At 57.2% G+C, this 22,988-nt stretch carries 21 protein-coding genes; 2 read left to right on the top strand and 19 right to left on the bottom strand.

What is annotated here, in order from left to right:
- The first annotated feature begins 98 nt into the window (after positions 1 to 98).
- A complete protein-coding gene (locus HOP44_RS03260) occupies positions 99 to 971 on the top strand; it encodes a carbohydrate ABC transporter permease (RefSeq protein WP_172196272.1) in 873 nt (290 codons plus the stop codon).
- 321 nt (positions 972 to 1,292) lie between these two features.
- On the opposite strand, the gene HOP44_RS03255 is transcribed toward HOP44_RS03260, so the two are convergent.
- The 5 genes from HOP44_RS03255 to HOP44_RS03235 form a co-directional block, all read right to left on the bottom strand.
- Complete coding sequence (locus HOP44_RS03255; RefSeq protein WP_172250500.1) at positions 1,293 to 1,973, bottom strand: DnaD domain protein; 681 nt, start codon at positions 1,971 to 1,973, stop codon at positions 1,293 to 1,295.
- 57 nt (positions 1,974 to 2,030) lie between these two features.
- On the bottom strand, positions 2,031 to 3,326 hold the full coding sequence (asnS, locus tag HOP44_RS03250) for an asparagine--tRNA ligase (protein ID WP_172250498.1): 1,296 nt from the start codon (positions 3,324 to 3,326) through the stop codon (positions 2,031 to 2,033).
- A 23-nt stretch (positions 3,327 to 3,349) separates the two neighbouring features.
- Complete coding sequence (locus tag HOP44_RS03245) at positions 3,350 to 4,558, bottom strand: acetate/propionate family kinase (protein WP_172250496.1); 1,209 nt, start codon at positions 4,556 to 4,558, stop codon at positions 3,350 to 3,352.
- A complete protein-coding gene (locus tag HOP44_RS03240; RefSeq protein WP_172250494.1) occupies positions 4,555 to 5,427 on the bottom strand; it encodes a 3-hydroxyacyl-CoA dehydrogenase family protein in 873 nt (290 codons plus the stop codon). The genes HOP44_RS03245 and HOP44_RS03240 overlap by 4 nt, the downstream gene beginning before the upstream one ends.
- 165 nt (positions 5,428 to 5,592) lie before the next feature.
- Positions 5,593 to 6,507, bottom strand: a complete 915-nt coding sequence (locus HOP44_RS03235) for a LysR family transcriptional regulator (RefSeq protein WP_172250492.1) — start codon at positions 6,505 to 6,507, stop codon at positions 5,593 to 5,595.
- 110 nt (positions 6,508 to 6,617) lie between these two features.
- Here HOP44_RS03235 and HOP44_RS23105 point away from each other — a divergent pair, with 110 nt between their 5' ends.
- Positions 6,618 to 7,427 (top strand): tautomerase family protein, encoded by an 810-nt coding sequence (locus tag HOP44_RS23105; RefSeq protein WP_172250490.1) that lies wholly within the window; start codon positions 6,618 to 6,620, stop codon positions 7,425 to 7,427.
- Positions 7,428 to 7,574: 147 nt separating this feature from the next.
- Here HOP44_RS23105 and HOP44_RS03225 read toward each other — a convergent pair whose 3' ends face one another.
- The 14 genes from HOP44_RS03225 to mgsA all read right to left on the bottom strand — a co-directional run bounded on the left by HOP44_RS03225 (position 7,575) and on the right by mgsA (position 22,973).
- Complete coding sequence (locus HOP44_RS03225) at positions 7,575 to 9,077, bottom strand: AAA family ATPase (RefSeq protein WP_172250488.1); 1,503 nt, start codon at positions 9,075 to 9,077, stop codon at positions 7,575 to 7,577.
- A complete protein-coding gene (locus tag HOP44_RS03220) occupies positions 9,070 to 9,615 on the bottom strand; it encodes a heavy-metal-associated domain-containing protein (protein ID WP_172250486.1) in 546 nt (181 codons plus the stop codon). The genes HOP44_RS03225 and HOP44_RS03220 overlap by 8 nt, the downstream gene beginning before the upstream one ends.
- 516 nt (positions 9,616 to 10,131) lie before the next feature.
- Positions 10,132 to 10,650 (bottom strand): DUF5590 domain-containing protein, encoded by a 519-nt coding sequence (locus HOP44_RS03215; RefSeq protein ID WP_172250484.1) that lies wholly within the window; start codon positions 10,648 to 10,650, stop codon positions 10,132 to 10,134.
- A gap of 25 nt (positions 10,651 to 10,675) precedes the next feature.
- Positions 10,676 to 11,986 (bottom strand): amidohydrolase, encoded by a 1,311-nt coding sequence (locus tag HOP44_RS03210; protein ID WP_172250482.1) that lies wholly within the window; start codon positions 11,984 to 11,986, stop codon positions 10,676 to 10,678.
- The gene (locus HOP44_RS03205; protein ID WP_172250480.1) at positions 11,949 to 12,626 is read right to left on the bottom strand and encodes a redox-sensing transcriptional repressor Rex; all 678 of its coding nucleotides are present in this window, start codon (positions 12,624 to 12,626) and stop codon (positions 11,949 to 11,951) included. The genes HOP44_RS03210 and HOP44_RS03205 overlap by 38 nt, the downstream gene beginning before the upstream one ends.
- Positions 12,627 to 12,651: 25 nt before the next feature.
- Positions 12,652 to 15,516 carry an ATP-dependent DNA helicase DinG gene (dinG, locus tag HOP44_RS03200; protein WP_172251546.1) on the bottom strand — a complete coding sequence of 955 codons (2,865 nt, stop codon included), beginning with the start codon at positions 15,514 to 15,516 and terminating at the stop codon, positions 12,652 to 12,654.
- Positions 15,517 to 15,692: 176 nt separating this feature from the next.
- Positions 15,693 to 16,076 carry an aspartate 1-decarboxylase gene (gene panD, locus HOP44_RS03195; RefSeq protein ID WP_172250478.1) on the bottom strand — a complete coding sequence of 128 codons (384 nt, stop codon included), beginning with the start codon at positions 16,074 to 16,076 and terminating at the stop codon, positions 15,693 to 15,695.
- Positions 16,069 to 16,983 carry a pantoate--beta-alanine ligase gene (gene panC, locus HOP44_RS03190; protein WP_172250476.1) on the bottom strand — a complete coding sequence of 305 codons (915 nt, stop codon included), beginning with the start codon at positions 16,981 to 16,983 and terminating at the stop codon, positions 16,069 to 16,071. The genes panD and panC overlap by 8 nt, the downstream gene beginning before the upstream one ends.
- The gene (gene panB / locus HOP44_RS03185; protein WP_172250474.1) at positions 16,980 to 17,909 is read right to left on the bottom strand and encodes a 3-methyl-2-oxobutanoate hydroxymethyltransferase; all 930 of its coding nucleotides are present in this window, start codon (positions 17,907 to 17,909) and stop codon (positions 16,980 to 16,982) included. The genes panC and panB overlap by 4 nt, the downstream gene beginning before the upstream one ends.
- Positions 17,910 to 18,243: 334 nt before the next feature.
- Positions 18,244 to 19,206 (bottom strand): biotin--[acetyl-CoA-carboxylase] ligase, encoded by a 963-nt coding sequence (locus tag HOP44_RS03180; RefSeq protein WP_246369617.1) that lies wholly within the window; start codon positions 19,204 to 19,206, stop codon positions 18,244 to 18,246.
- A gap of 92 nt (positions 19,207 to 19,298) precedes the next feature.
- Positions 19,299 to 20,579, bottom strand: coding sequence for a CCA tRNA nucleotidyltransferase (locus HOP44_RS03175; protein ID WP_172251545.1), 1,281 nt, complete (start codon positions 20,577 to 20,579; stop codon positions 19,299 to 19,301).
- Positions 20,580 to 20,629: 50 nt separating this feature from the next.
- Positions 20,630 to 21,790 carry an N-acetyl-alpha-D-glucosaminyl L-malate synthase BshA gene (gene bshA, locus HOP44_RS03170; RefSeq protein ID WP_172250470.1) on the bottom strand — a complete coding sequence of 387 codons (1,161 nt, stop codon included), beginning with the start codon at positions 21,788 to 21,790 and terminating at the stop codon, positions 20,630 to 20,632.
- A 63-nt stretch (positions 21,791 to 21,853) separates the two neighbouring features.
- A complete protein-coding gene (gene bshB1 / locus HOP44_RS03165) occupies positions 21,854 to 22,555 on the bottom strand; it encodes a bacillithiol biosynthesis deacetylase BshB1 (RefSeq protein WP_172250468.1) in 702 nt (233 codons plus the stop codon).
- Positions 22,548 to 22,973 (bottom strand): methylglyoxal synthase, encoded by a 426-nt coding sequence (gene mgsA / locus HOP44_RS03160; RefSeq protein WP_172250466.1) that lies wholly within the window; start codon positions 22,971 to 22,973, stop codon positions 22,548 to 22,550. The genes bshB1 and mgsA overlap by 8 nt, the downstream gene beginning before the upstream one ends.
- Positions 22,974 to 22,988: the final 15 nt, after the last annotated feature.

Genomic DNA, 22,988 nt, shown 5'->3' with positions numbered 1-22,988 from the left:
CTGAAACGCACACGCTTTAGGTGCGATTCAGGAGGGCGTAACCTTACTTTTAACTTGGTCAAGGTACGAATCCACCGAGCCGAAAGGAGACTTCGTCCATGTATCACAAAACGCTTCCTTACCGGATTTTCAGCATCTGCAACAATATATTTCTGACGGCTGTCTCGATCGCCTGCCTGCTGCCGCTGCTGCACCTACTTATGGTATCGCTCAGCTCGACCGCTCCCGCCAATGCGGGACTGGTCACTTTCTGGCCGATCGGGTTCACTTTCGAAGCTTACGCCAAAACGTTCGACAACGCCAACTTCCTGTCTTCGCTCTGGGTATCGGTGCAGCGGACCATCCTGGGCACGGCGCTTGCGCTGGTCGTCAATACGACGGCCGCCTACGCGCTGTCCAAAGAAACCCGCGTGTTTGCCGCCCGCAACGTGTATCTGTGGTACTTTGTTGTCACGATGCTGTTCAGCGGCGGACTGATTCCGGGGTACATCCTGATCCTCAAGCTCGGCCTGATGAACTCGCTCTGGGCCCTGATTCTGCCGGGTCTCGTCGCCGTGTTCAACATCATCCTGCTGCTGAACTTTTTCCGGGGCGTTCCGAAAGACCTCGAAGAAGCCGCGTTTATCGACGGCGCCGGCCATCTGCGGACCTTCTTCAGCATCTATCTGCCGCTGTCGCTGCCGGTTATCGCAACCGTCTCCCTGTTCATGATGGTAGGACATTGGAACGCCTACTTCGACGGTATCATCTATATCCGCGACTCCGAGAAACTTCCTCTGGCCAGCTTTATGCAGACGATCATCGTGCAGGCGGATATGTCGAAGCTTGATCCCGAGGCGGTCGCCAATCTGTCCCAGCGCACGATTCGCGCCTCGCAGATCTTTATCAGCGCCCTGCCGATTCTGATCGTGTATCCGTTCCTGCAGCGGTACTTCGTGACAGGGATTGTCGTCGGAGCGGTAAAAGAATAGGACTCTCCGGAGCCGCAGTGCCCGGTATTCAAAAGAACCGAAAAAGACGTTCTCCGCTTTTGGGAGAGCGTCTTTTTGCAGTCGATGCAGAAGCTGCGTCCAAGAACGTTCAAATTGGAAAGTTGGCGTGACGGAGGCGAACATAAATCTTTGAATAGAAAAACCGCTTTGCCTAAGGCAAAGCGGCAGAAGGCCGCTGCGGGGAGCGGCGTGCCAATTTTCTTCGTTTTCGCCAAGGCTCAAACGGTGAAATTCGGCGTTGTATGGAGAGAAACCTGTCGGCAATTCCCGTTCTTTTCGCTTACGCTCAAAGAGTGGGGATCACCTTTGTCCTCTGAATTTTTGGGAGTAAGCCCGGACATCCTCCGGCGTACGTACGCGGTTCCGGCTCCATTCGAGCAGGATCCGGTCGATATAGCGGAAATGCAGTTTGCCTGCAAAGACCGATTCTTTGAGAGCCAGCAGGATCAGCTCTTCCGGATATCGGTCCTGATCGATCCAGACCGAGATCGTCTCGCATTCCATCGGCGACAGCGGACGGGCAAACTCCTGTTCGAAAATACGAAACAGGTTATCGACCGTCTCGGCTTCTTCTTCGGGAACGATCGGACGCTCGGACCGGCGCTGGCTGCGCCGCTCTTCCGCCAGACAGCCTGCCAGACGCTCGTACAGCCCGGCCAGGTTGTAGCGTTCGTAACGGATGCCGGACGGCGTATCCTCGTCTTCATGGATCGCGAGGAACCCGTCTTTGATCAGGCGCTGCAGCTTGGCTGCAAGATCGCCCGGCTCAAGACCCGTCCGTTCTCCCAGTTCTTCAAGGGTCGGAAAATCGTTCAATTCGGCCTGTCGGAAAGCGATAAGCTGAATCAGCAGCATCGTCTCTTCCAGGCTGAGTTCCATTTTGCGGTAAAAACGCAGCAGTGCGTGAGGAAGATGAACCTGCGGCGATTCCATCGCATAGGAGACTCCCATGGCCCAAGTCTTCCAGGCTTCGTCATTCACTCGCTTGTTCCTCCTTCCGCCTGCCTGATCGGCTCTTCGCAGCATGCGTAAAGCGCCTTACGGATAGAGGCGGTACAGCATGCGCGGGAACGGAATCGTTTCCCGGACGTGATCGAGACCGCAGATCCAGGCAACGGTACGTTCCAGACCGAGACCGAAGCCCGAATGCGGAACGGAACCGTACTTGCGCAGATCCATGTACCATTGGTACGCGTCGGAAGCCAGGTTATGCTGCGCGAAACGTTCTTCCATCAGCTTCGGATCGTCGATCCGCTGCGAGCCGCCGATGATTTCGCCGTAGCCTTCCGGTGCGATCATATCGGCGCACAGAACGACTTCCGGACGGTTCGGATCGGGTTTCATGTAGAAGGCCTTGATCTCCGCCGGATAATGCGTGATGAACACCGGCTTGTCGTAATGGTTGGCAATCGCCGTTTCGTGCGGCGCACCGAAATCTTCGCCCCAAGGCACGTCGAAACCGTTGTTGTTCAGGAACTCGATCGCTTCGTCGTACGTGATGCGCGGGAAAGCTCCTGTCACCTGCTCCAGCTTCGTTACGTCGCGCTCCAGCGTTTCCAGCTCGGCTTTGCAGTTCGTCAGAACGGACTGCACGACGTGGCTGACGAACTGTTCCTGGACTTCCAGGCTTTCTTCCAATTCGACAAACGCCATTTCCGGTTCGATCATCCAGAACTCGATCAGGTGGCGGCGCGTCTTGGATTTCTCTGCACGGAAGGTCGGACCGAACGAATACACTTTACCCAGCGCCATCGCGGCAGCTTCCATATAGAGCTGTCCGCTTTGCGTCAAGTAGGCGTCTTCGTCGAAATATTTGATATGGAACAGCTCGGTCGTTCCTTCCGCCGAAGACGGCGTCAGGATCGGAGGGTCCATCAGGGTGAAACCGCGTGTATCGAAAAATTCGCGAATGGCGCGGACGATCTGTGCACGCACCACCATCACTGCGCGCTGCTTGGTCGAACGCAGCCACAGATGGCGGTGGTCCATGAGGAAATCGACCCCGTGCTCTTTCGGCGTGATCGGATAATCTTCGGTGATATGAAGCACTTCGATTCCCGTAACCGTCATCTCGTACCCCGATTTGCTGCGGGGTTCTTCCCGAATGATGCCGGTCACGTAAAGCGAGCTTTCCTGGGTCAAACTTTTGGCGTCGTTCCAGATTTCTTCCGAAACTTCGCTTTTGACGACGACGCCCTGAATATAGCCGGTGCCGTCCCGCAGCTGAAGAAACTGGATCTTGCCGCTCGAACGTTTATTGTTGACCCAGCAGCCGATTTTGACGGTCTCGCCGACATGGCCGCTGACGCCGCGAATATCTGTTTTGGTGGACATGCAAGTCATTCCTCTCCTGTGTGTTAAGCTTTGCTCGCTTCCACGATGCGGTACGTATCGCGGGCAATCACGAGCTCTTCATTCGTCGGTACGACCAGCACTTCCACTTTGGAGTTGGGCGTGGAGATGCGGCGCGGATCGCCGGAACGAACTTTGTTGAGCTCTTCGTCGATCTCGATCCCGAGATACGACAAGTTTTCACAGACCACTTTGCGCACGATTGCGGAGTTTTCGCCGACACCCGCCGTAAAGACGAGCACGTCGACGCCGTTCATTGCGGCGGCGTACGAACCGATGTACTTGCGCAGACGGTATTCGTACATTTCAAAAGCCAAGGTCGCGTTTTTGTCTCCGCTTTCCCAGCCGTCCGTAATATCGCGCATGTCGCTGCTGATACCCGAAATAGCCAGCAGGCCGCTGTGCTTGTTCAGCATCGAGTTCACTTCGCCGACGCTCAGCTCTTCCTTGTTCATAACGTAAGGCACGATCGCAGGATCAAGGTCGCCCGAACGGGTACCCATCATCAGACCTTCGAGCGGAGTCATGCCCATCGACGTATCGACGGATACGCCGCCCTGAATCGCCGTCAGGCTGCCGCCGTTTCCGATATGCGCCGTGATGATCTTCATGTCTTCGATCGGTTTGCCGAGGAATTCGGCGGCCGCCAGGCTGACGTAATAATGCGACGTGCCGTGGAACCCGTAGCGGCGGACTTTGTACTTGCTGTACAGGACACGCGGGATCGCGTATAGGTACGATCTTTCCGGCATCGTTTGGTGGAACGCGGTATCGAACACGACAACCTGCGGGACGCCCGGCATGTTGACTTCCGAAGCTTCGATCCCCATGACGGCCGCCGGATTGTGCAGCGGAGCCAGATCGATCAAGGCGCGGATATTTTTCTTGGCTTCCTTGTTCACGAGCGCCGATTCATTGAAGAATTCGCCGCCGTGTACCACACGGTGGCCGACCGCATTGATTTCGTCCACGCTGGACACTACGCCGTGCACGCTGTCGGTCAATTTGTCGATGACTTTGCGGATCGCCGTATTGTGTTCCAGAATTTCGCTGACTTCCACGACTTCTTCCTTGCCCGTCGGTTTGTGGGTCAGAATGGACGAATCCATGCCGATCCGTTCGACCAAGCCTTTGGCCAGAACCGATTCGTCGGTCATATCGTACAGCTGGTATTTGAGCGAGGAACTCCCCGAGTTGATTACGAGTACTTTCACAGTCTGTCACCATCCTTGTCGTACTTGAAAAATCCTTCGCCGGTCTTCGTGCCGAGCTGTCCCGCACGTACCATCTTTTTCAAGATGAAGGCCGGACGATACTTGATATCGCCGTATTCGCGGAACATGCCTTCGAGCGCCGCCAATACCGAATCCAGACCGAAACGGTCGCACATTTCAAGCGGTCCGCGGTTGAACTGGTAGCCGATTCTCATCGCATCGTCGATATCTTCGGCCGAAGCCACGCCTTCTTCAAGTACATGCAGCGCCTCGTTGATCAGCGTGCAGATCAGACGGGTGCTGACAAAACCCGGCGATTCGTAGACCATGATGCCTTTTTTGTCGAGCGTATCTTCCACGAAGAATTTCGCCGCGTCAACAACGGCATCCGACGTTTTCAATCCGCGGATCAGTTCCACGAGATTGATCGAAGCGACCGGATAAATGAAGTGCATGCCGATGACGCGTTCCGGATGCAGCGTAGAGCTGCCGATTTCGGTCAGACTCAGCGCGGAGGTGTTGCTCGCGAGCGTAACATGGCTCGGGCAAACTTGGTCCAGCTGGGCAAATACCGCTTTTTTCGCTTCCAGATCTTCCGAGATCGTTTCAATGACCAGATCGCAGGAGCCAAGCTCCGCAAAATGGTTGACTTTCGCGATTCTGGACAGGGTCAGCTTTTTCTCTGCCGGGGTAATCCCCCATTTTTCCAGCTTCTTGTCCAGACTGGTTTCGATCATGCTGTATGCATGGTCGAGCTTTTCATCATTTTTCTCGACCAACAGCACATCAAGGCCGCGGGCAGCCAGCATCTCTGCGATGCCTTGTCCCATGACCCCGCCGCCGACGACGCCTATTTTTTTAAAATTCATCTCTAGTATTCATCCTTTCTGGTCTCTCCTGCAAGATTGTCCACTCCTACAGCCGACATGAGCGTCTTGCATTCCCAACATCTAATCATATCTTAGCATATCCGAAATGTAAAAAAGAAATTGCGGCTTAAAAATATTCGGTCTATCGGAGAAGGACATCTATTTCTATTGTACCTGTTGCCGGGAAGGCAGCGGCCGGTCACTTGCGGATATTTTGTGAGCACTGCGAATCCGTTCCGCCAGAACGTCCGCGCCCGGGCTCCGGTATCGTCCGTTTCCGTTTTGCAGCAGCCCGACCACGATCTTCGGATCTTCCAGGTTATACGGAACATATGCCATGCCATCCGGCAAATCCGTCGAAGCCAGGACAACCGCAATCCCGCCCAGGGCACGCGCCGCGCCCGGCACGGACGACAGACGGCTGATCGTATAGGCGAACGGCTTGGCGGGATAAGCGGAAAATTCCTGTTCAAGCCGGAGATGGTACAGACAGTTTTCGCCACCGGCCACAAGCGGATACCGGTAAAAGTCTTCGAGCGTCAACCCTTCGCCTCCGGCCAACGGATGGACGCGGTCGACGGCAAAAACGATCTCCTCCTCATAAAGCGGTGCGAAATAAGCGCCGCCCAGTGTACGCGGCTGTCCGCAAATCGCCAGTTCGAGCTCCCCGGCGTTCAGCGACCGTGCCAGTCCTTCACTGGAGTCGACCGTCACCCGGCATTCGATGCCCGGCTTCTGCCGCCGAAACTCCGCGAGCAGCTGGGACAGTCCGTTTTCCGCAACCGGCTCGATCACTCCGAAAGCCAACAGGCCGCTTTCTTCGCCGCCGAGCGCCAGCCCTCTGTTGCGCACATGCGTCCAGTGACCGATCAGCCCGTTCACCTCCGCCGCGTACAATCGGCCGGCTTCCGTCAGCCTGGCTTCCCATCCCCGTTCGAACAACCGGAATCCCAGCTCTTTTTCCAGGCGCTGAATCTGGGCGGTAACGGTCGACTGCGCGTAGTGCAGCTTCTCCGCGGCTTTGGCGAACGTTCCCTGCTCGATCACTTCCCGGAAAGCAAGCAGCTCTTTAAGATCCATCCAATCATCTCCATCTGTATTATCGAATCACTTGCCGTTTATTTTCAATTATATAAATATTCCGTCTTGATCTACAATAAAGGCATTCACATAGAAAAGGAGACCCGACCATGCCTTTAATTCGCACCAGCTACCGGCGCGACCGCCATGATGACCGGCGGTTGAGAACCTGCGCCGACAGTCTTATGGAATCGCTGGTCCATCATTTTTGCGTTCCGCCGGATGATTTTTTCCATATTTTCCATGCCCTTGAAGCGAGCGAATTCTTTTTCAGCCCCAATTATTTGGATGTTGCGCGCAGCGAAGACTTGTTGGTGATCGAGATCGCTCTCGGCCCGGGACGCAGTCCCGAACGAAAAAAGCGCTTCTATCTGGATGCGGCCTCCCGGATCGCCCAGCATTGCGGCCTACGGCCTGAGGACGTGTTCATCGTGTTGGTCGAGACGGGACCCGAGAATTGGTCGTTCGGCCTTGGACAGGCGCAGATGATCGACTTGCCGCCGGACTGGCTGCAAGAACCGGCACAACCCGCAGCCGAAGCCGCAAATTCGGCCTCCATGGATGCCCGTGTGCCGTTCCGGCCCGCCGAGTCTCTGGCGGAAGATTCGCTTAAAAACTCGGCGGGGCATGCGTATGCCGATATCTCTCCGGCCTTCGCCGATTATACGCAGCGCGTGCTGTTCGGCGAAGTCTGGTCCGATCCCGCGCTCTCCTTCCGCGACCGCAGCCTGATTACGCTGGCCGCGCTTGTGACGGCCGGGCATGACAAACAGCTCCCCTACCACCTCCGCCTGGCTCGGGAACACGGGCTGTCAAGAGGCGAGCTCTCGGCGATTTGCATGCATCTTGCCTTTTACGCCGGATGGCCGTACGCCGCTTCCGCGCTGGCCGTATTGGAACGGGAATGGCCGGAAACGTGATTTTCCAGCTTACCGTTGCAACCCGGCTTACGCCGGAAGCGATCCGCGGCAAAATGAATCCCCGCAAAAAAACCTTCGAAATCTTCGCCGGCGGGCGAAGATTTCGAAGGTTTTTGTCAAAAAAGAAAAAAGCTCTTTCATCCCGGCTTACGCCGGAAGCTGCGCCAATTCACTGAACTGCGCCCGGAACTGATCGCCGGACAGTACTTCTTCGCGCATCAGGATATCGAGCGAGCCTTCGAACACCTGGCGGTAACGATCCAGCTCTCCGCGGGTATCTTCCGTCAGGGCGCGCAGGATTTTGTCGTTGTGCTTCATCAATTCTTCCTGCGTCAGCATCTTGAGACTGACGATGCCGAGATCCGTAAGACCCGAAACGATCATGTTCTCGACCAGGTCGAGAGCCTGTTCGAAATCGCCGCGGGACCCTGTGCTGCGGCCTCCGTAATAAATTTCTTCCGCCGCCGAACCTGCCAGGGCGATCATGATCTGCTCTTCCAGGAACTGCTTGGTGTAGAGATACTGTTCTTTTTGCGGATTGTGCCGGACATAGCCGAGCGCCTGCCCGCGCGGGCTGAGCGCGACCTGGCTCACGCTGCCGGGACGCAGCACTTCGGCCATGATCGCGTGACCGAGTTCATGGATCGCAACGCGGCGTTTTTCTTCGGCGCTCGTCTCGCGGTCCGTCTTCTCGCCGAGCATGACCTTGTCGATCGCCCGGGAGAGATGCTGCTGCCCGATGACGGCCGCTTTTTCGCGCATGGCGTAAATGGCCGCTTCGTTCATGACGCTTTCGAGCTGGGCGCCCGAGAAGCCGTACGCTTCTTCGGCAATCCGGTCAAGATCCGCTTCTTTGGAAACGGGACGGCTTGTGGCATGCAGTTCGAGAATATGCTTGCGGCCTTTTTTGTCCGGCAGGTCGACCTGGATATGACGGTCGAAGCGTCCGGGACGCAGCAGCGCGCTGTCGAGCATTTCTTTGCGGTTGGTTGCGGCGATGACGAGGATGCGAGGCTCTTCGTTGTTGTAGATGCCGTCCATTTCGGTCAACAGCTGATTGAGCGTCTGGTCGTATTCGCGCTGCTGGCCGCCTTCGCGTTTGCCTCCGATGACATCGATTTCATCGATAAAGATAATCGCGCTCTGCTTTTTCTCCTGTGCGGCACGGGTACGCGCATCCTTGAACAAATCGCGGATCCGTCCCGCTCCGACACCGACGTACATTTCGACGAAATCGCTGCCCGAAGCGGCTACGAATACGGAATCCGTATAATGAGCCGCCGCTTTGGCCATCAGCGTTTTGCCGGTTCCCGGAGGGCCCGTCAACAGAATGCCTTTGAGCGGGCGAATTCCGAGCTTTTTGATTTCTTCGTGATTGATCAGAAAATCGAGGGCTTCGCGCAGTTCCTGCTTGGAGTTATCCTGCCCGCCGATTTGTTCGAACGTGAATTTTTCCGGTTTTTGCTTTTTGCGTTTGCGGTCCTGTGACGCGCCTACCGCCAATCCGCCTTTCATCTGCAGAACGGCGAAGATTCCTGCTCCTACCAAGGCCAATACGGCAAGCGGCATGATGTTGACTCCGATAAGTCCCAGGAAAACAACGAATGCCGCCGTAAACCCGACCAGTATTTCTTTCGTCCATCTAGGCATTGGTTTGTCCTCCCGTTCCAGGCGCCGCACCAAGCGGCAGAATAATATATTTGTTGGCTTTGTTGTCCGAAGCGGAGCTTAGGGCAACGTAGATGTAATGTTCGTCCATATCGCTGGAGATCGTATAGCCGCCGTTATCGCTTTGGATTTCGGACAGCGTGTCGGGAATCAGGGTATAGCGTTTGTTGGCCATGGCCTCTGCGACCGAAAAGGAAGCTTTTTTCCACAAAGCATCGATTTCGGGCGTCGAATGGTCGGCAATATCGAGAACGATCGAGCGATTTTTCAGCAGGGAACCTTCGGTTTTGCGAAGTTCGGCGATCATCCCGCGCAAATCCACGTTCGACTGCAGATCGAGTTTCAATACGGCCTGCTTCTGGGTAATGTTCACTTGGGCGCTGGTAACGCCCGGATATTTGGCGAGCATCTGCTCAATAGGACGCTCAAGTGCGGTCTGGCGATACAGAAACCAGCCTCCGAGCAGGACAATCAGCGACAGTGCGGCAGTAAGGGCTACGGGAAGGATGCGGATTTTCAATGGGCATTTCTCCTCTTCTTGCTGTATGTGCTAGCGTGGGAACAGAGTATGACATCCATCAATCAGCTACACGTTTTTAAGCATTTTGCAGAATGCTTTTTTGGTGTATGCAAACCTTGCTTGACAACCTACGATTTCTTTCCTTTATCCAAATTTACCTCTTTGTTGAGAATAAGTATATCACACCGTTTTCCCATTTTCTAATTCGTACCCAACCGTGCAAGTGCTTGCTTGGCACGGTTTTACCGGGAGGTATTTCCCTAAAACGGTCGCAGCTCCTGTTCGAAAGCTTCCGACCAAGCGGCGGATCGGCATCTTCGCAACCGCTTCGAACCTCCTACGGATTCGGCCGAATGAGGCACCGTTCAGGAGTTTCGCAACGACAAAAAAGCTTCTCCACGCAATCATGGAGAAGCTTTTTTGATTTTCTTGTCGAACGTTCGCCAAGAAGCCAGGCGAACCTGCGCCGCAGACATACGCGCAGGAAACGTTGTGCGTTCTTCAGGCAGCGGGTTCCTACCAACCCGGAAGAAGGAAAGGCTCGTCGATCGCCCTTCCGTCCGTCAGACTGTAGAACCGGTAGTAACGCTCGCCGGCTTGTTCATAGAAAATCTGCCAGACGTACTGTTTGTTATAGAAGCCCGGAAGCATCCGGATCAAATCGGCATCGGGCAGTTCGGTTTCGAGCCGGTTCCACATGTCTTCCCTGGATATCGTTCCGGCCGCCGGCATGATCCGAACCGCGCTTTTGCCTTCCGCCGGCTTGCCTTCTTGGGTGTATTGCAGCCAGACGTACTGCTGCTCGCCCGCAGCCGTCGAGCCCTGGACGACCCAGAAGATCGAGTCCTCGCCCCATACCCATTTGTCTGCCCGCCCGGTTTCTGTCAACTGCGCCTTGGAGACGGCCAATGCGACGGCCTCGCTCCGCTCGTTTGTCCGTTCTTTCATCGAAAGCGTGTAATACAAATAGGCTCCCGACAGCAGAATCAGCAGAACGAGCACGGCCAGCAGGATAATTTTGGTACGCTTGCTCACGTTGTCTTTCCTCCCGATGTCCGGATTACCGGGCCAGCAGCCCTTCGAATGCCGCTTGGGCCTCGAACCGGATTTTCTCTTCGTCCATCGTCAAACATTCCCGATTTTTGACGATCCGAACCCCGTCTACCCAGACATGACGGACGTCCTGACCGGCAGCCGAATACACGATATGCGATACGTAGTCGGTGCGCGGCAGGAAATGGGCCTGTTCGGTATCGAGTGCAACAAAGTCCGCTTTCATTCCGGCGGCAAGGATACCCAGATTGTCGAGGTACAGCGACTGTGCCCCGTACAGCGTTCCCATACGCAGCGCTTCCGCTGCCGGAACGGCTGTCGGATCGCCCGATACGCCTTTGTGGATCAGCGCGGCCAAACGCATCTCTTCGAACATGTCGAGGTTGTTGTTGCTGGCCGGACCGTCTGTGCCAAGCGACACGACAACGCCCGCTTTGAGCAGCTGCGGCACTCTAGCCACGCCGCTCGCAAGCTTCAGGTTGCTGCCCGGATTGTGCGAGACGGCCACTTTGTGCGCCGCGAGCATTTCGATCTCTTCGTCCGTCAGGTGAACGGCATGCGCCACCATCGACGGACGGGAGAAGAAGCCCAGTTTTTCAAGATGGGCTACCGGACGCAGTCCGTAATCCCGAACATTCTGTTCCACTTCCGCCGCCGTTTCCGACATATGCGTGTGCAGCGGCAGATCCAGATCGTGCGCCGCCTGAACAAACCGTTCGATAAAGGCAGGCGGGCAGGTATACGGCGCATGCGGCGACATCATGACCGTGATGCGTCCGTCCGCTTGTCCGTGCCAGGCTTTGGCAAAAGCGATCGCTTCGGCCAGTTTGGATTCCTGCTCTTCTTCCGAGCACAGTCCGATGACGCCGCGCGTCAGCGAAGCCCGCATTCCCGATTTCACTACCGCTTCCGCAACACGGTCCATATGGTCGTACATATCGAGGAAGGTCGTTGTCCCGCTTTTGAGCATTTCGACGATCGACAGCGAACTGCCCCAGTAGACGTCGTCCGACGTGAACTTGGCTTCCATCGGCCACATTTTGGTCTGCAGCCATTCCTGCAGCACCATATCGTCGCCGTAGCCCCGCAGCAGCGACATGGCCGTATGGCCGTGGCTGTTGACCAGACCCGGCATAAACAGCAGACCTTTTCCGTCAACCGACGGCAGATCGCGTGCGTCTTCCGGTTCTTCGATTCCGACATAGGCGATAACGCCTTGATCGACCACCATGCAGCCTTTGACGACTTCCCCCTGCAGGCCGGTGGCAAATACGCCGTTTCTAACGATCCACTTGCTCGGGCTGTTTGTCGTTGTCATGGATGTCCGCTTCCTTTCCGTTATCGAGATAATAAGCCAGACTGAGCAGGTCGGTCGTGAAATCGGCCGTATGGATCCGGACTTCGGCCGGAACCTTCAAAACCGTAGGCGCAAAATTAAGGATCGCTTCCACGCCGGCTCCGACCAGTTGGTCCGCCACGCGCTGGGCTTCGGAATCCGGTACGGTGATAATCCCGACGCGAATCCCTTTCTCCGCCACGGTAGGCTGCAGTTCTTCGATCGGCTGTACGGTCAGTTTGTTGATTTTGGTCCCGATCTTCGGCGTATACGAATCGAATACCGCTACGATTTTCATGCTTTCTTTGAGGTACATATTATAGTTGGACAGCGCATGCCCCAGATTACCCGCACCGATCAGCGCCACGTTGATCTGACGGTCCAGCTTGAGGATATGGCGAATTTTCTCGATCAGGTAAGAAACGTCGTATCCGATACCTTTGCGGCCGAAATCGCCGAAATAGGCAAGGTCTTTCCGGATTTGCGCCGGATTCAGATCCAGTTTCTGGCCGAGTTCCTGTGACGATACCGTCATGACTTCACGTTTATGCAGTTCACTCAGGTGGCGCAGGTAGACGGGAAGTCTGCGAACAACGGCTTCCGAAATTTTTTCCGCTTTCATTCAAGGTCCCTCCCAGGGGAAAAAGTTAATCCGACTTCCCTTCCGGTGCCAGCCACTCGGCAACTCTCGGCACAATCTGCTCGAGCGCCATATGCTCCATTTTCGGACCCGGAAGCGAGTATAAAAAGTACTTGCCGTAATACGATTCGATCACGCGCGTATCATAGACGATCACGATACCGCGGTCGCGCCGTGTGCGCACCAGCCGGCCGAATCCCTGTTTGAAGCGGATCACGGCCTGCGGAACGGACAATTTCATGAAAGGATTGAGATTCTGCCGCTTGAGCAGCTCGCTTTTGGCTTCCAGCAGCGGATGGCTCGGCGGCTGAAACGGAAGGCGTACGATCGCCAGGCAGGTCAGCGCATCGCCCGGAATATCGACCCCTTCCCAGAAACTGCTGGTGCCGAGCAGCACGGTCTTCGCATTCTCCTGAAAACGCCGGGTAAGGCGGCTGCGGCTTCCGCTGTCCACTCCCTGCCCGATCAGCGAAATGCCCGACGCGGACAGCAGCTCCTTAAGCGGCTCGTATACCTGGCGCAGCATACGGTAGGAAGTGAACAGCACCAACATGCGTCCCTGTGTCGCTTCCGCGGTCCGGGCCAGCGAATCGGTCAGGGCGGCCAGGAACGAAGCATCCGCCATCTGTCCTTTGACACTCGGGAAATCCCGCGGAACGATCAGCAGCGCCTGCTCCCGGTAATTGAACGGCGAAGGCAGCACTTCCGTTAACAGTCTTTTTTGCGAAGAAGCTTCGCGCAGACCCAACTGATCGATCATGTAGTCAAACTTCTTGTCGACGGCAAGCGTAGCCGAAGTCAGAACGACACTTTTCTTTTTATCGAAAAAGTGCTGCTGCAGCTGCGCGCTCACATCGATCGGTACCGCATACATCTGCAGCGACTTGCTCTTGAACTGCGAACTGCCTTCTAGCCAATATACGGTACTGCCGTCGTCGAGCCTCATAAAGAAGCGCAGCGATTCCCTGGCTTCGGATAAATCTTTGAACAAACCCGAAATATCCGTAGCCAGACCTTCGGCCGTGTAATCGCCGCTGTCTTCCTTGACGGAAGCCGCCATGCGTTCCCCGCGCCGGATCGCTTCGCCCAGACCTACATAGATCTGGTCTTCCAGCGTCGACAGCGTATCCCAACCGGCCGGATATTCGCCCGCCGTCAGCCGCAGCGTATGCTGGCCGGCTTCGGGTGCAGAGATATCCGCCCGGTCGGGCAGCAGCGTATAGAGCAGCTCCGTCAGTTTGTCCCAGCTTTCTTTGGCATCGATCAGTTCCGGAACAATATCGTCGATCGCCCCGTTCCAATCGTTTTTCTTCTCGTGACCGATTCGTCCAAGCAGCTGGCGCAGGGCCGGCAGCTGGCCGTTTTTCCCGTCTTTGTAGAGCCGGTTCAGGGTATGGACAAACGAGAAATATTTCAGATGCAGCCCCAAATGCTTGCCGGCCACATCTTCGAGATGATGCGCTTCGTCGATCACCAGACGCTCGTAGGCGGGCAGCAGCTGATCGTCGGCTTTGACGTCGGAGAACAGTTTGGAATGGTTCGTCACGACGACATCGGCCATGGAGGCTTCATGTTTCGCCCGATAATAATAGCAGCTTCGGAACCACGGACAGGCGCGGCCCAGACACGAATCGGTCTCGCTGGCAATCGTATCCCAGAAATCCTGGCCGCGGCCGATCCCGAGATTCAATTCTTCGTCGTCGCCGCTCTGCGTGCGGGTCAACCAGACGATAAGCTGCGCCGCCGTCAGCGCGTCGTCCGCCGGATGCGCGAATTCGCGCCGGTCGATTTTCTGTTCCAGCTTGCGCATGCACAAGTAATGCTGGCGTCCCTTGAACACCGAGGCGCGGAATTCGAACGGCACGACCCTGGTCAACAGCGGAACGTCGCGTTCGCGCAGCTGCTCCTGAAGATTGATCGTATGGGTGCTGACCATCACTTTGCGGTCTTTCTTGACGCTCTCGTAAATGGCGGGAATGAGATAGCCGAGCGATTTGCCCGTTCCCGTTCCCGCCTCGATCAGCAGATGCTTGTCGCTGTCGAACGCTTCCTGGACTTTGCCGAACATAATGTTCTGCGATTCCCGCTCTTCGTATCCGGGCAGTTCGGCCCGCAGATTGTTCTGCACCTGTTCCAGAAATTGTTCGAACGACACCTCTTCAAGCGGATTGCCGTCGCGGATTTCGCGGGCGGGAGGCACTTCGGCCCACTCGCCCGTCTTGAGCGCGAACTGGCGGTAGAACTTGAATTCCCCGCTTTCCTGAAGAGGTTCAAGTTCTTTCTCTTCGACCAGCGTCTGGAAAAACCAACCCAGGTCGCTGTCGCCCGCCAGCAGTTCGGCTATGCGCTGCAGCGTCACGAGCGGCAGCGTTCTCGCTTCTTCCAGACAGTGCAAAAAAACGTGCGCCGTCGCCAGCGCATCGCTATCCGCCTGGTGCGGCCGCTCGTGCGGAACGCCGAACTGCGACGCAACCGCGCCGAGCTGGTAACTCGTAATCGAAGGATACAAAATACGCAGCAGATCGATCGTATCCAGAATCCGGCCGCTGAACGGCAGATATCCGGTCTGGTCGAGTGCGCGCTGCAAAAAGCCGAAATCGAACGCTACATTGTGTCCGATCAGGACGGCGTCGTCCAGCAGCGGGATCATCCCGATGATCGCTTCGTCCAATACCGGCGCTTCGCCAAGCTGTTCTTCGCGAATTCCCGTCAGTTCGGCAATGAACGACGGAAGCGGAACGCCGGGATTGACCAGGGACTGGTAAGTATCCACGATCTGCAGATCGTGGTCAATGACGCTCAGACCGATCTGGATGATGGCATCCGATGCCTGAGTGCCCGTCGTTTCAAAATCCAGCACGGCAAATTTCATGGAATCGATAAATCCTTTCAATACGTATTTCCTTATCAGCATAACAGACAAAGGGCGGTTTGGGAAACCATTCACCACCGCAGGAAGCCCGAAAAATGGAAGGTTTGGCGCGCGCAGTACAGAAAAAAAAGCGGCGCCGCGCACCGTGATGCGAGCGGCGTCCGCTTTTCGCTTTTTTAACGAATCGTGGCGTGAATTTCTTTGACGGCCGTCTCGACGGCGCGGTTGCCTTCATCCACAAACACGACGGTAGGTCGATGCAGCAGCGCTTCTTCATTCGACATCGACGCATAAGAGATGATAATCACGGTATCTCCGGGCTGTACACGCCGCGCCGCCGCGCCGTTGAGGCAGATGACCCCGCTCCCGCGGACACCCGGAATCACGTACGTTTCCAGCCGCTCGCCGTTGTTGTTGTCGACGATCTGCACTTTCTCGTTCTCCAGCAGATCGGCCGCATCCATCAGATCTTCGTCAATCGTGATGCTTCCTACGTAGTTCAGGTTCGCTTCCGTGACCGTCGCACGGTGAATCTTCGATTTCATCATGGTTCTATACATGCAGAGGAGCCTCCTTGAGCTTCATAATGACATTGTCGATCAGTCGGGTCGTGCCGAATTTGACGGCTACCGCAAGGATGACCGAGCCGCCGGACTGCCGAAGGTCGGACAGTTCGCGGTCCGCGACAAGCGGTTCGAGATTCGGGAAGGTGAGCAGCTCCACGTAGTCGATCTCGGCAAGGGGAGAAGTCTCGATAGCCTTGGTCACCTGGTTCGTGATCTGACGGGACGTTACGGAAACGTCCGTTTCGATAAGGACTGCGGCTTCGCGCAGCGAACGCGACAGCACAAGCGCTTCCCTGCGCTGCTCGCTGCTGAGATACACATTGCGCGAACTGAGCGCAAGCCCGTCTTCCTCGCGTACGATCGGACAAGGCACGATTTCGACGTCCATGTTCAGATCGGTCACCATTTTCTGCAGAACCGCCACCTGCTGGGCGTCTTTTGCTCCGAAGAAAGCTTTATCGGGTTTGACGATATGGAACAGTTTGGAGACGACCGTCGCCACGCCGTCGAAATGTCCCGGGCGCGAAGCGCCGCACAGGCGCTCGGTGACTCCGGTAACGGTGACGGTCGCTTTGCGTTCTTCCGGATACATCTCGTCCACGGAAGGCAGGAACACGACGTCGACGCCTTCGCGCCCGGCCAGTTCCAGATCCGCTTTTTCGCTGCGCGGGTAGCGGTCCAGATCTTCCCCCGGTCCGAACTGGATCGGGTTGACGAAGATGCTGAGCACGGATATGCCGCTTTCGGCGCGCGAACGCCGCAGCAGGCTGGCATGGCCTTCGTGCAGATAACCCATCGTCGGCACGAAACCGACGGCGTTTCCCTGCGCCGATCCGCGGCGCTCTTCGCGCAGCGCGGCAATCAGAGCCCGCGCTTCGGCAATGGTGGCGGCAATCTTCATGCCTGCGCCCCCACTTTCTTTTTATCGGAAGTTCCGGCGCCCGGATGAGCCGATTTTTCTTCGGAACGTCCTCCTCCGTACAGCGAATCCAGCGACTCGCCGACGCCCTCATCGGCTTTGAATACGTGATTTTCGGCCGGGAAAGCTCCGCGTTTCACTTCGTTCACGTAATCTTCGATACCGCCGCGGATCTGCGAGCCGATATCGGCGAACGTTTTGACGAATCTTTTCTCCATGTACGGCGAAGCGTACTTCACCACATCGTGGAACACAAGCACCTGGCCGTCGCATCCGCGGCCGGCGCCGATGCCGATCGTCGGGATCGACAGTTCGCGGGAGATGGCGGCGGCGGTTTCTTCCGCAACCAGTTCCAGGACGACCGCGAAAGCTCCGGCTTCTTCCAGCGCTTTGGCTTCGTTCATGAGACGCTTGGCATCTTCGGCGTCTTTGCCCTGCACGCGGTAGCCGCCGATCATATTGACCGACTGCGGCGTCAGGCCGATATGACCGAGCACCGGCACTCCGGCCTGCACAATCGCTTTGACCGCGGAGGCAATCTCCAGGCCGCCTTCCATCTTGACGGCGTGCGCATGTCCTTCCTGCATCAGGCGCCGCACGCCTCTGAGTGTTTCATCTATGCTTCCGTGGTAGGTCATAAAAGGCATGTCGGCGACGATGAACGTATTGCCCGCTCCCCGCGCCGTCGCTCTCGAATGATACACCATATCGTCCAAAGTTACGGGAATCGTCGAATCGTAGCCGAGTACGACGTTGCCCAGGGAATCCCCTACCAGAATCAGGTCGATGCCGGCTTCTTCCGCAAGTTTCGCGGACGGATAATCGTAAGCCGTAATCATCGTCAAAGGTTCTTTCTGCTGTTTCATTTTGCGGATTTTCACTACGTTCAACGGTCTTTTTGCTGTCATTTTATCAGGCTCCTTTTGTGGATAGTGTGGGCCTTTGCACAGGACTTGCAGCTTTGTCCAACGCAAAAAGCCTTTTGCTGTCACCAAAAGGGCCGAAAGGTAAGAAGAAACGGGTGCGACGATTCGCTTCTCCCTTCTGTCTCGGTCCTTGTACGGCTCAGAGCAGAACTGCAGGGCAATTCACGCGGTCCGGGCGAAAGTCCGTCCGGAACAGGGGGTCTTGCAATCGGATCTTTACGGCTGCGGCAGTGCAGTTCGGCTTGAAACGCCGATACCGCCTCCACACCGCCAGTATAACAAATCTCCGAAAAGAAAACACCTTTCTTATTCTTTGTTACTCTCTTTCTTTTGGATAGAGCTCGATATCGCCGGAATAGACCGGCACGACCGCCCCGTCTTCCGTGCGCATCATCAGCTCGCCCTGCCCGCCGAGTCCATGCGCCCATCCCCGGCGTTCGCCGCGTACATCGCGCACGACGATTTCGCGGCCAAGCGTAACGCTCAGCGATTCCCACAGCAGCCGCACCGGTTCGAATCCGCTCTCGGCATACAGCCGATACAGGGTCTCGAATTCGTTCATCACAGCCGCAATCAGCGCCGAGCGATCGACTTCGATACCCGATTCGCGCCGCAGCGAGGTCACTTTGCTGCGCAGTTCTTCGGGATAATCGGACTCTTCCAGATTGGCATCGATACCGATTCCCATAATGCAGTGCCGCACGCCGCCGTCTTCGACCACCGCTTCCAGCAGTATCCCGCACAGCTTGCGGCCGTCCGCCAGCAGGTCGTTCGGCCACTTGATCCCGGCTTCCACCCCGCTTACCTGACGAATCGCACGGCAGACGGCTACCGCCGCCAGCAGTGTCAGCTGCGGCACGGCGGTCAGCGGACCTTCGGGACGAAGCACCGTGCTCATCCAGACGCCTTTTCCGGGCGGCGAATGCCAGACTCTTCCTTGTCTGCCCCGGCCGGAAGTCTGCTCTTCGGCTACGACAAGAGTCCCTTCCGGCGCGCCTTCGCGCGCCCGTTTCTCCGCTTCGGTCTGCGTGGAATCGGTCTTCGCCAGCACGGTCAACTCCCGGCCGAAACGAACCGTCCGAAGCTGTGCCGCGATGCGCCGGGTATCGAGGGCGGATACGGAAGCCGCAAGGCGATAGCCAAGCTTGGGCGAAGCATCGAATACGTAACCGGCGTCTTTGAGCCGGCGGATCTGCTTCCATACCGCCGTGCGGCTGACGCCGAGCCGCCGGCTGATCTCTTCCCCGGAGAGGTACTCTCCGCCCGCCGCGTCGAACATGTCCAGCAGGCTTGCCTGTCCGTCTCCGTCCGGAAGCGGATAGGCCCCGCGGTTCGATCGGCGGCTGTCGTTTTGCGTCGGTTTCGGTTCTGTCATTCGCTTCTCGCCTCCTCCCGTGTATCCGTCTCCGAGAGCAGCCGGTTCATCCCCGCCAACAGCGCTTCGCGTTCGTTTACGATCTCGCCCAAGGCGGCGGCTTCCAGCAGCCGCCGGATCAGTGCGCCGAGCCAGGGGCCGGGCGCACGATTCAACTGCCCGGCGATATCGTTCCCGCCGAGCGCAAGCTCCCGCGGCGATTCGGCCGGAATCGCCGCCAGCCATTCGGCCGCCTGCTCGAACCGGGCAGCCGGCAGCTTGTCCGCTTCGGCCAGGGCGGAGCGGTAGGTCAACCAGGTTTCGGCCGCTTTCCGGCCGAAGTCCAATACACAGCGGATAAAAACAAGCTGGCTCCCTGCGCCGCCTGCCGCCTCCATTCGCTCGTCGATCCGCAGCAGCGCCGCGGCCGATTTGGAGAATCCGCCGGAGAACGTCCAGCTCTTCAGCAGATTTTCCGCTTCGCCGCCGGATACGCCCAAGCCTTGAAGCAGCGCCGCCCAGCGCAGCTCGGCCGGCTGCGGCGGCAGTGCGTCCAGTCTTGCGGGACGCGCCTGCTCCAGCGCCTGCGGCTTCATGCGGATCTTCGCTTCGGCCAGCAGGGCGCTTTGGGCCAGCAGCCGCAGTCCTTCCGCCGGACTTGGCCCGCCGATCATCTTCTCGAGTTCGGCTCGGATCCGCTCCGCGGCAATATGAGTCATATTGCCGCGGAGTTCAAGCAGCGCTTCCCAGGTCTTCGGTTCAAAATCGAAACCGAACACGCAGGCGAAGCGTACGCCGCGCAGCATGCGAAGCGCATCTTCGCGGAACCGCTCGCGCGCTTCGCCCACGCAGCGGATCATACCCAGCTCCAGATCGGCCCGGCCCCCGTAAGGATCGACGTATTCGCCGCCGAGTTTTCGGGCGATGGCATTCATGGTAAAGTCCCGCCGCCGCAGGTCCTCGTCGAGCGACCGGACGAAAGTAACCTCATCCGGCCGGCGAAAATCTTTGTAATCCGATTCCGTCCGGAAAGTCGTGACTTCAAACGGAACTTTCTCCGCGACGACCGTCACCGTGCCATGCTCGATCCCGGTAGGCACCGTACGGGCGAACAGCCCCGTCACCTCTTCGGGACGGGCCGACGTGGCGATATCCATATCGTTGACCGGACGGCCGATGAGTTCATCGCGGACGCATCCGCCCACCCAGCAGGCGGTATGTCCGGCCTGCTCGAGCGTACGCAGAATTTCCGCGCTCAGTCGGACTTCCTCGGGATCGGCGTACTTCCACTCCGCCACATGATTCAACTCCGTTTCCTCTCTTTCTGTATGCGGTCGTTCAAGGTTGTTCAGCAGCCTTGAACGACCGCTTCCGGCAGCTTGCGCCCCAGCACGCGATAGTAGATTTCTTCGTACTCGCGCATGATCTTCTGATCGCAAAAACGCGTATGCGCCCGCTCCAGGCAGGCTTCGCGCATTTTCGCTTTTTCTCCCGGATCGCTCAGCAGGCGCACGGCGTAAGCCGCCATCGCCGCCGTATCGCCGATCGGCGCCAGATAACCGGTAACGCCGTGTTCGACCAGCTCCGGTATGCCCCCGGCCTCCGAACCGACGGTAGGCACGCCGCAGGCCATGGCTTCAAGCGCCACCAGCCCGAAACTTTCTTTTTCCGAAGGAAGCAGCAGCAGATCCGCCAGCGAAATCACCTGGGCGATCTCATCCTGCTTGCCGAGAAAATGAACCCGGTCTTCAAGCCCCAGCTCCCTGATCTTGCTCTGCACTTTGGGCATGTCCGGCCCTTCGCCGACGAGCAGAAGCTTGGACGGCATCTCGCGGTTGACCCGGTCGAAGACCTCGATCACGTCCGGCACGCGCTTCACCGGCCGGAAATTGGAGATATGCATCAGGATCTTCTCGTCCGGTGCCGCAAATTCGCTCCGCAGCCCGGAGACTTCGCGCGGGTAATACACCCTTTTGTCGATAAAGTTATAGGTCAGATCGATGCCGCGCGTGATTTCCAGCGCTTCGCGCGTCTGCTGAACCAGATCCGCCGATACCGCCGTGACCGCATCGCTGCGGTTGATAGCCAGCGCGATCAGGTCCTTGAGCGTGACGTCCTGCCCCAGCACCGTGATATCGGTCCCGTGCAGCGTAGTCACGATTTTGAGATCGTCTCCTACCATCTGCTTCGCGAGATAAGCGCACACGGCATGCGGTACCGCATAGTGGACATGCAAAATATCGAGTTTTTCCCGTTTGACTACCTGCGCCATTTTGGATGCCAGCGACAGATCGTACGGCGGATAACGAAAAACATAATAGTCGCTGACTTCCACTTCGTGATAATGAATATTTTTGTGAAAGGCTCCCAGCCGGAAAGGAATACTGTGCGTAATAAAATGGACTTCGTGTCCTTTTTCCGCCAGCAGCTTGCCCAGTTCCGTCGCGACCACTCCCGATCCGCCAAGCGAAGGATAGCAGGTGATGCCGATTTTGAGTGTGTCTTTCATTAAGCCCGGAACTCCTTTCTTGCCGGCTGCCCATACGGGGCTCCGGGTGGTTTCCTGTTTTCTCTAGTCGAACAAATGAATCTCATGCGGCAGACGCGAAGCAAATCCTTCCGCGTAACCGATGCCCCGTTTTTGGCCGAGCAGCGAATCGCGCGCTTTGACGCGTTCCACATACTGCGCGGTCAGCGGGGTATCGACAGCATCCGCATTCTGCCCCGGTCCGGTAAACTGCGAAGCGTAGCAGCGCAGCGCCTGTTCTTTTTCCGTATAAAAATCCGTGACGTCGACCATAAGGTCGGTGCGTCCCGGATCGTTGATGAAATAAAAATAAAGACTGCTCACCGTTGTCGGAAGCATCTCGGGCATATAACGGCGCAGCTTGGCATTAAAAACGGCTTCTTCAACCAGGGCGCTGCACGCGATGTGGTCCGGATGCCGGTCTTCCCAATAAGGAGCGAACACAACCTTCGGCGACCATCTGCGGATTTCGGCCGCGATCCGGCGAATATGCTCGTCCGTGCGAAACAGCCCGCGATCCGGCAGACCGAGATTGCTGCGCATGGAGAGGCCAAGTACGGCGGAGGCCGCCTCGGCTTCCTGCCGGCGCAGCTCCACGGTGCCGTTCGAAGACATCTCGGCAAAAGTCAGATCGCAGATTCCGACGCGCCGGCCGGCTCGGGTATGCTTGACGATCGTACCGCCCATGCCGATCTCGGCATCGTCGGCATGGGCACCAAATACGAGAATATCCAATTTTTCACTCATTGCTCTCAATTCCCGGTTTGTACTTATGTACCAGCTCCCGCCAGCCAAAGTCGCCGCGCATCAGGGCTTTGACCAGAATCTCGGCTGTTGCCACATTCGTCGCTACCGGAATCCCCTGTACGTCGCATATCCGAAGCAGCGCCGTAATATCCGGTTCATGCGGCTGCGCCATCAGCGGATCGCGCAGGAAAATGATCAGATCCAGTTCGTTCTCGGCCACCAGTGCACCGATCTGCTGGTCACCTCCGAGCGGGCCCGACATAAACCGATGGATTTGCAAACTTGTCGCTTCCATGATCCGCTGGCCGGTCGTTCCTGTCGAATACAGCTCGCTGCCTGCAAAAGCCTTTTCGTAAGCCGTTACAAAATTGACCATCTCGTCTTTTTTACGGTCGTGCGCGATAAATGCGATCTTCATCGAGATCCCTCTTTC

The organism is Saccharibacillus deserti (genome assembly GCF_013618475.1).
GTDB lineage: Bacteria > Bacillota > Bacilli > Paenibacillales > Paenibacillaceae > Saccharibacillus > Saccharibacillus deserti.
This window is presented reverse-complemented; position numbering and strand designations above follow the sequence as displayed.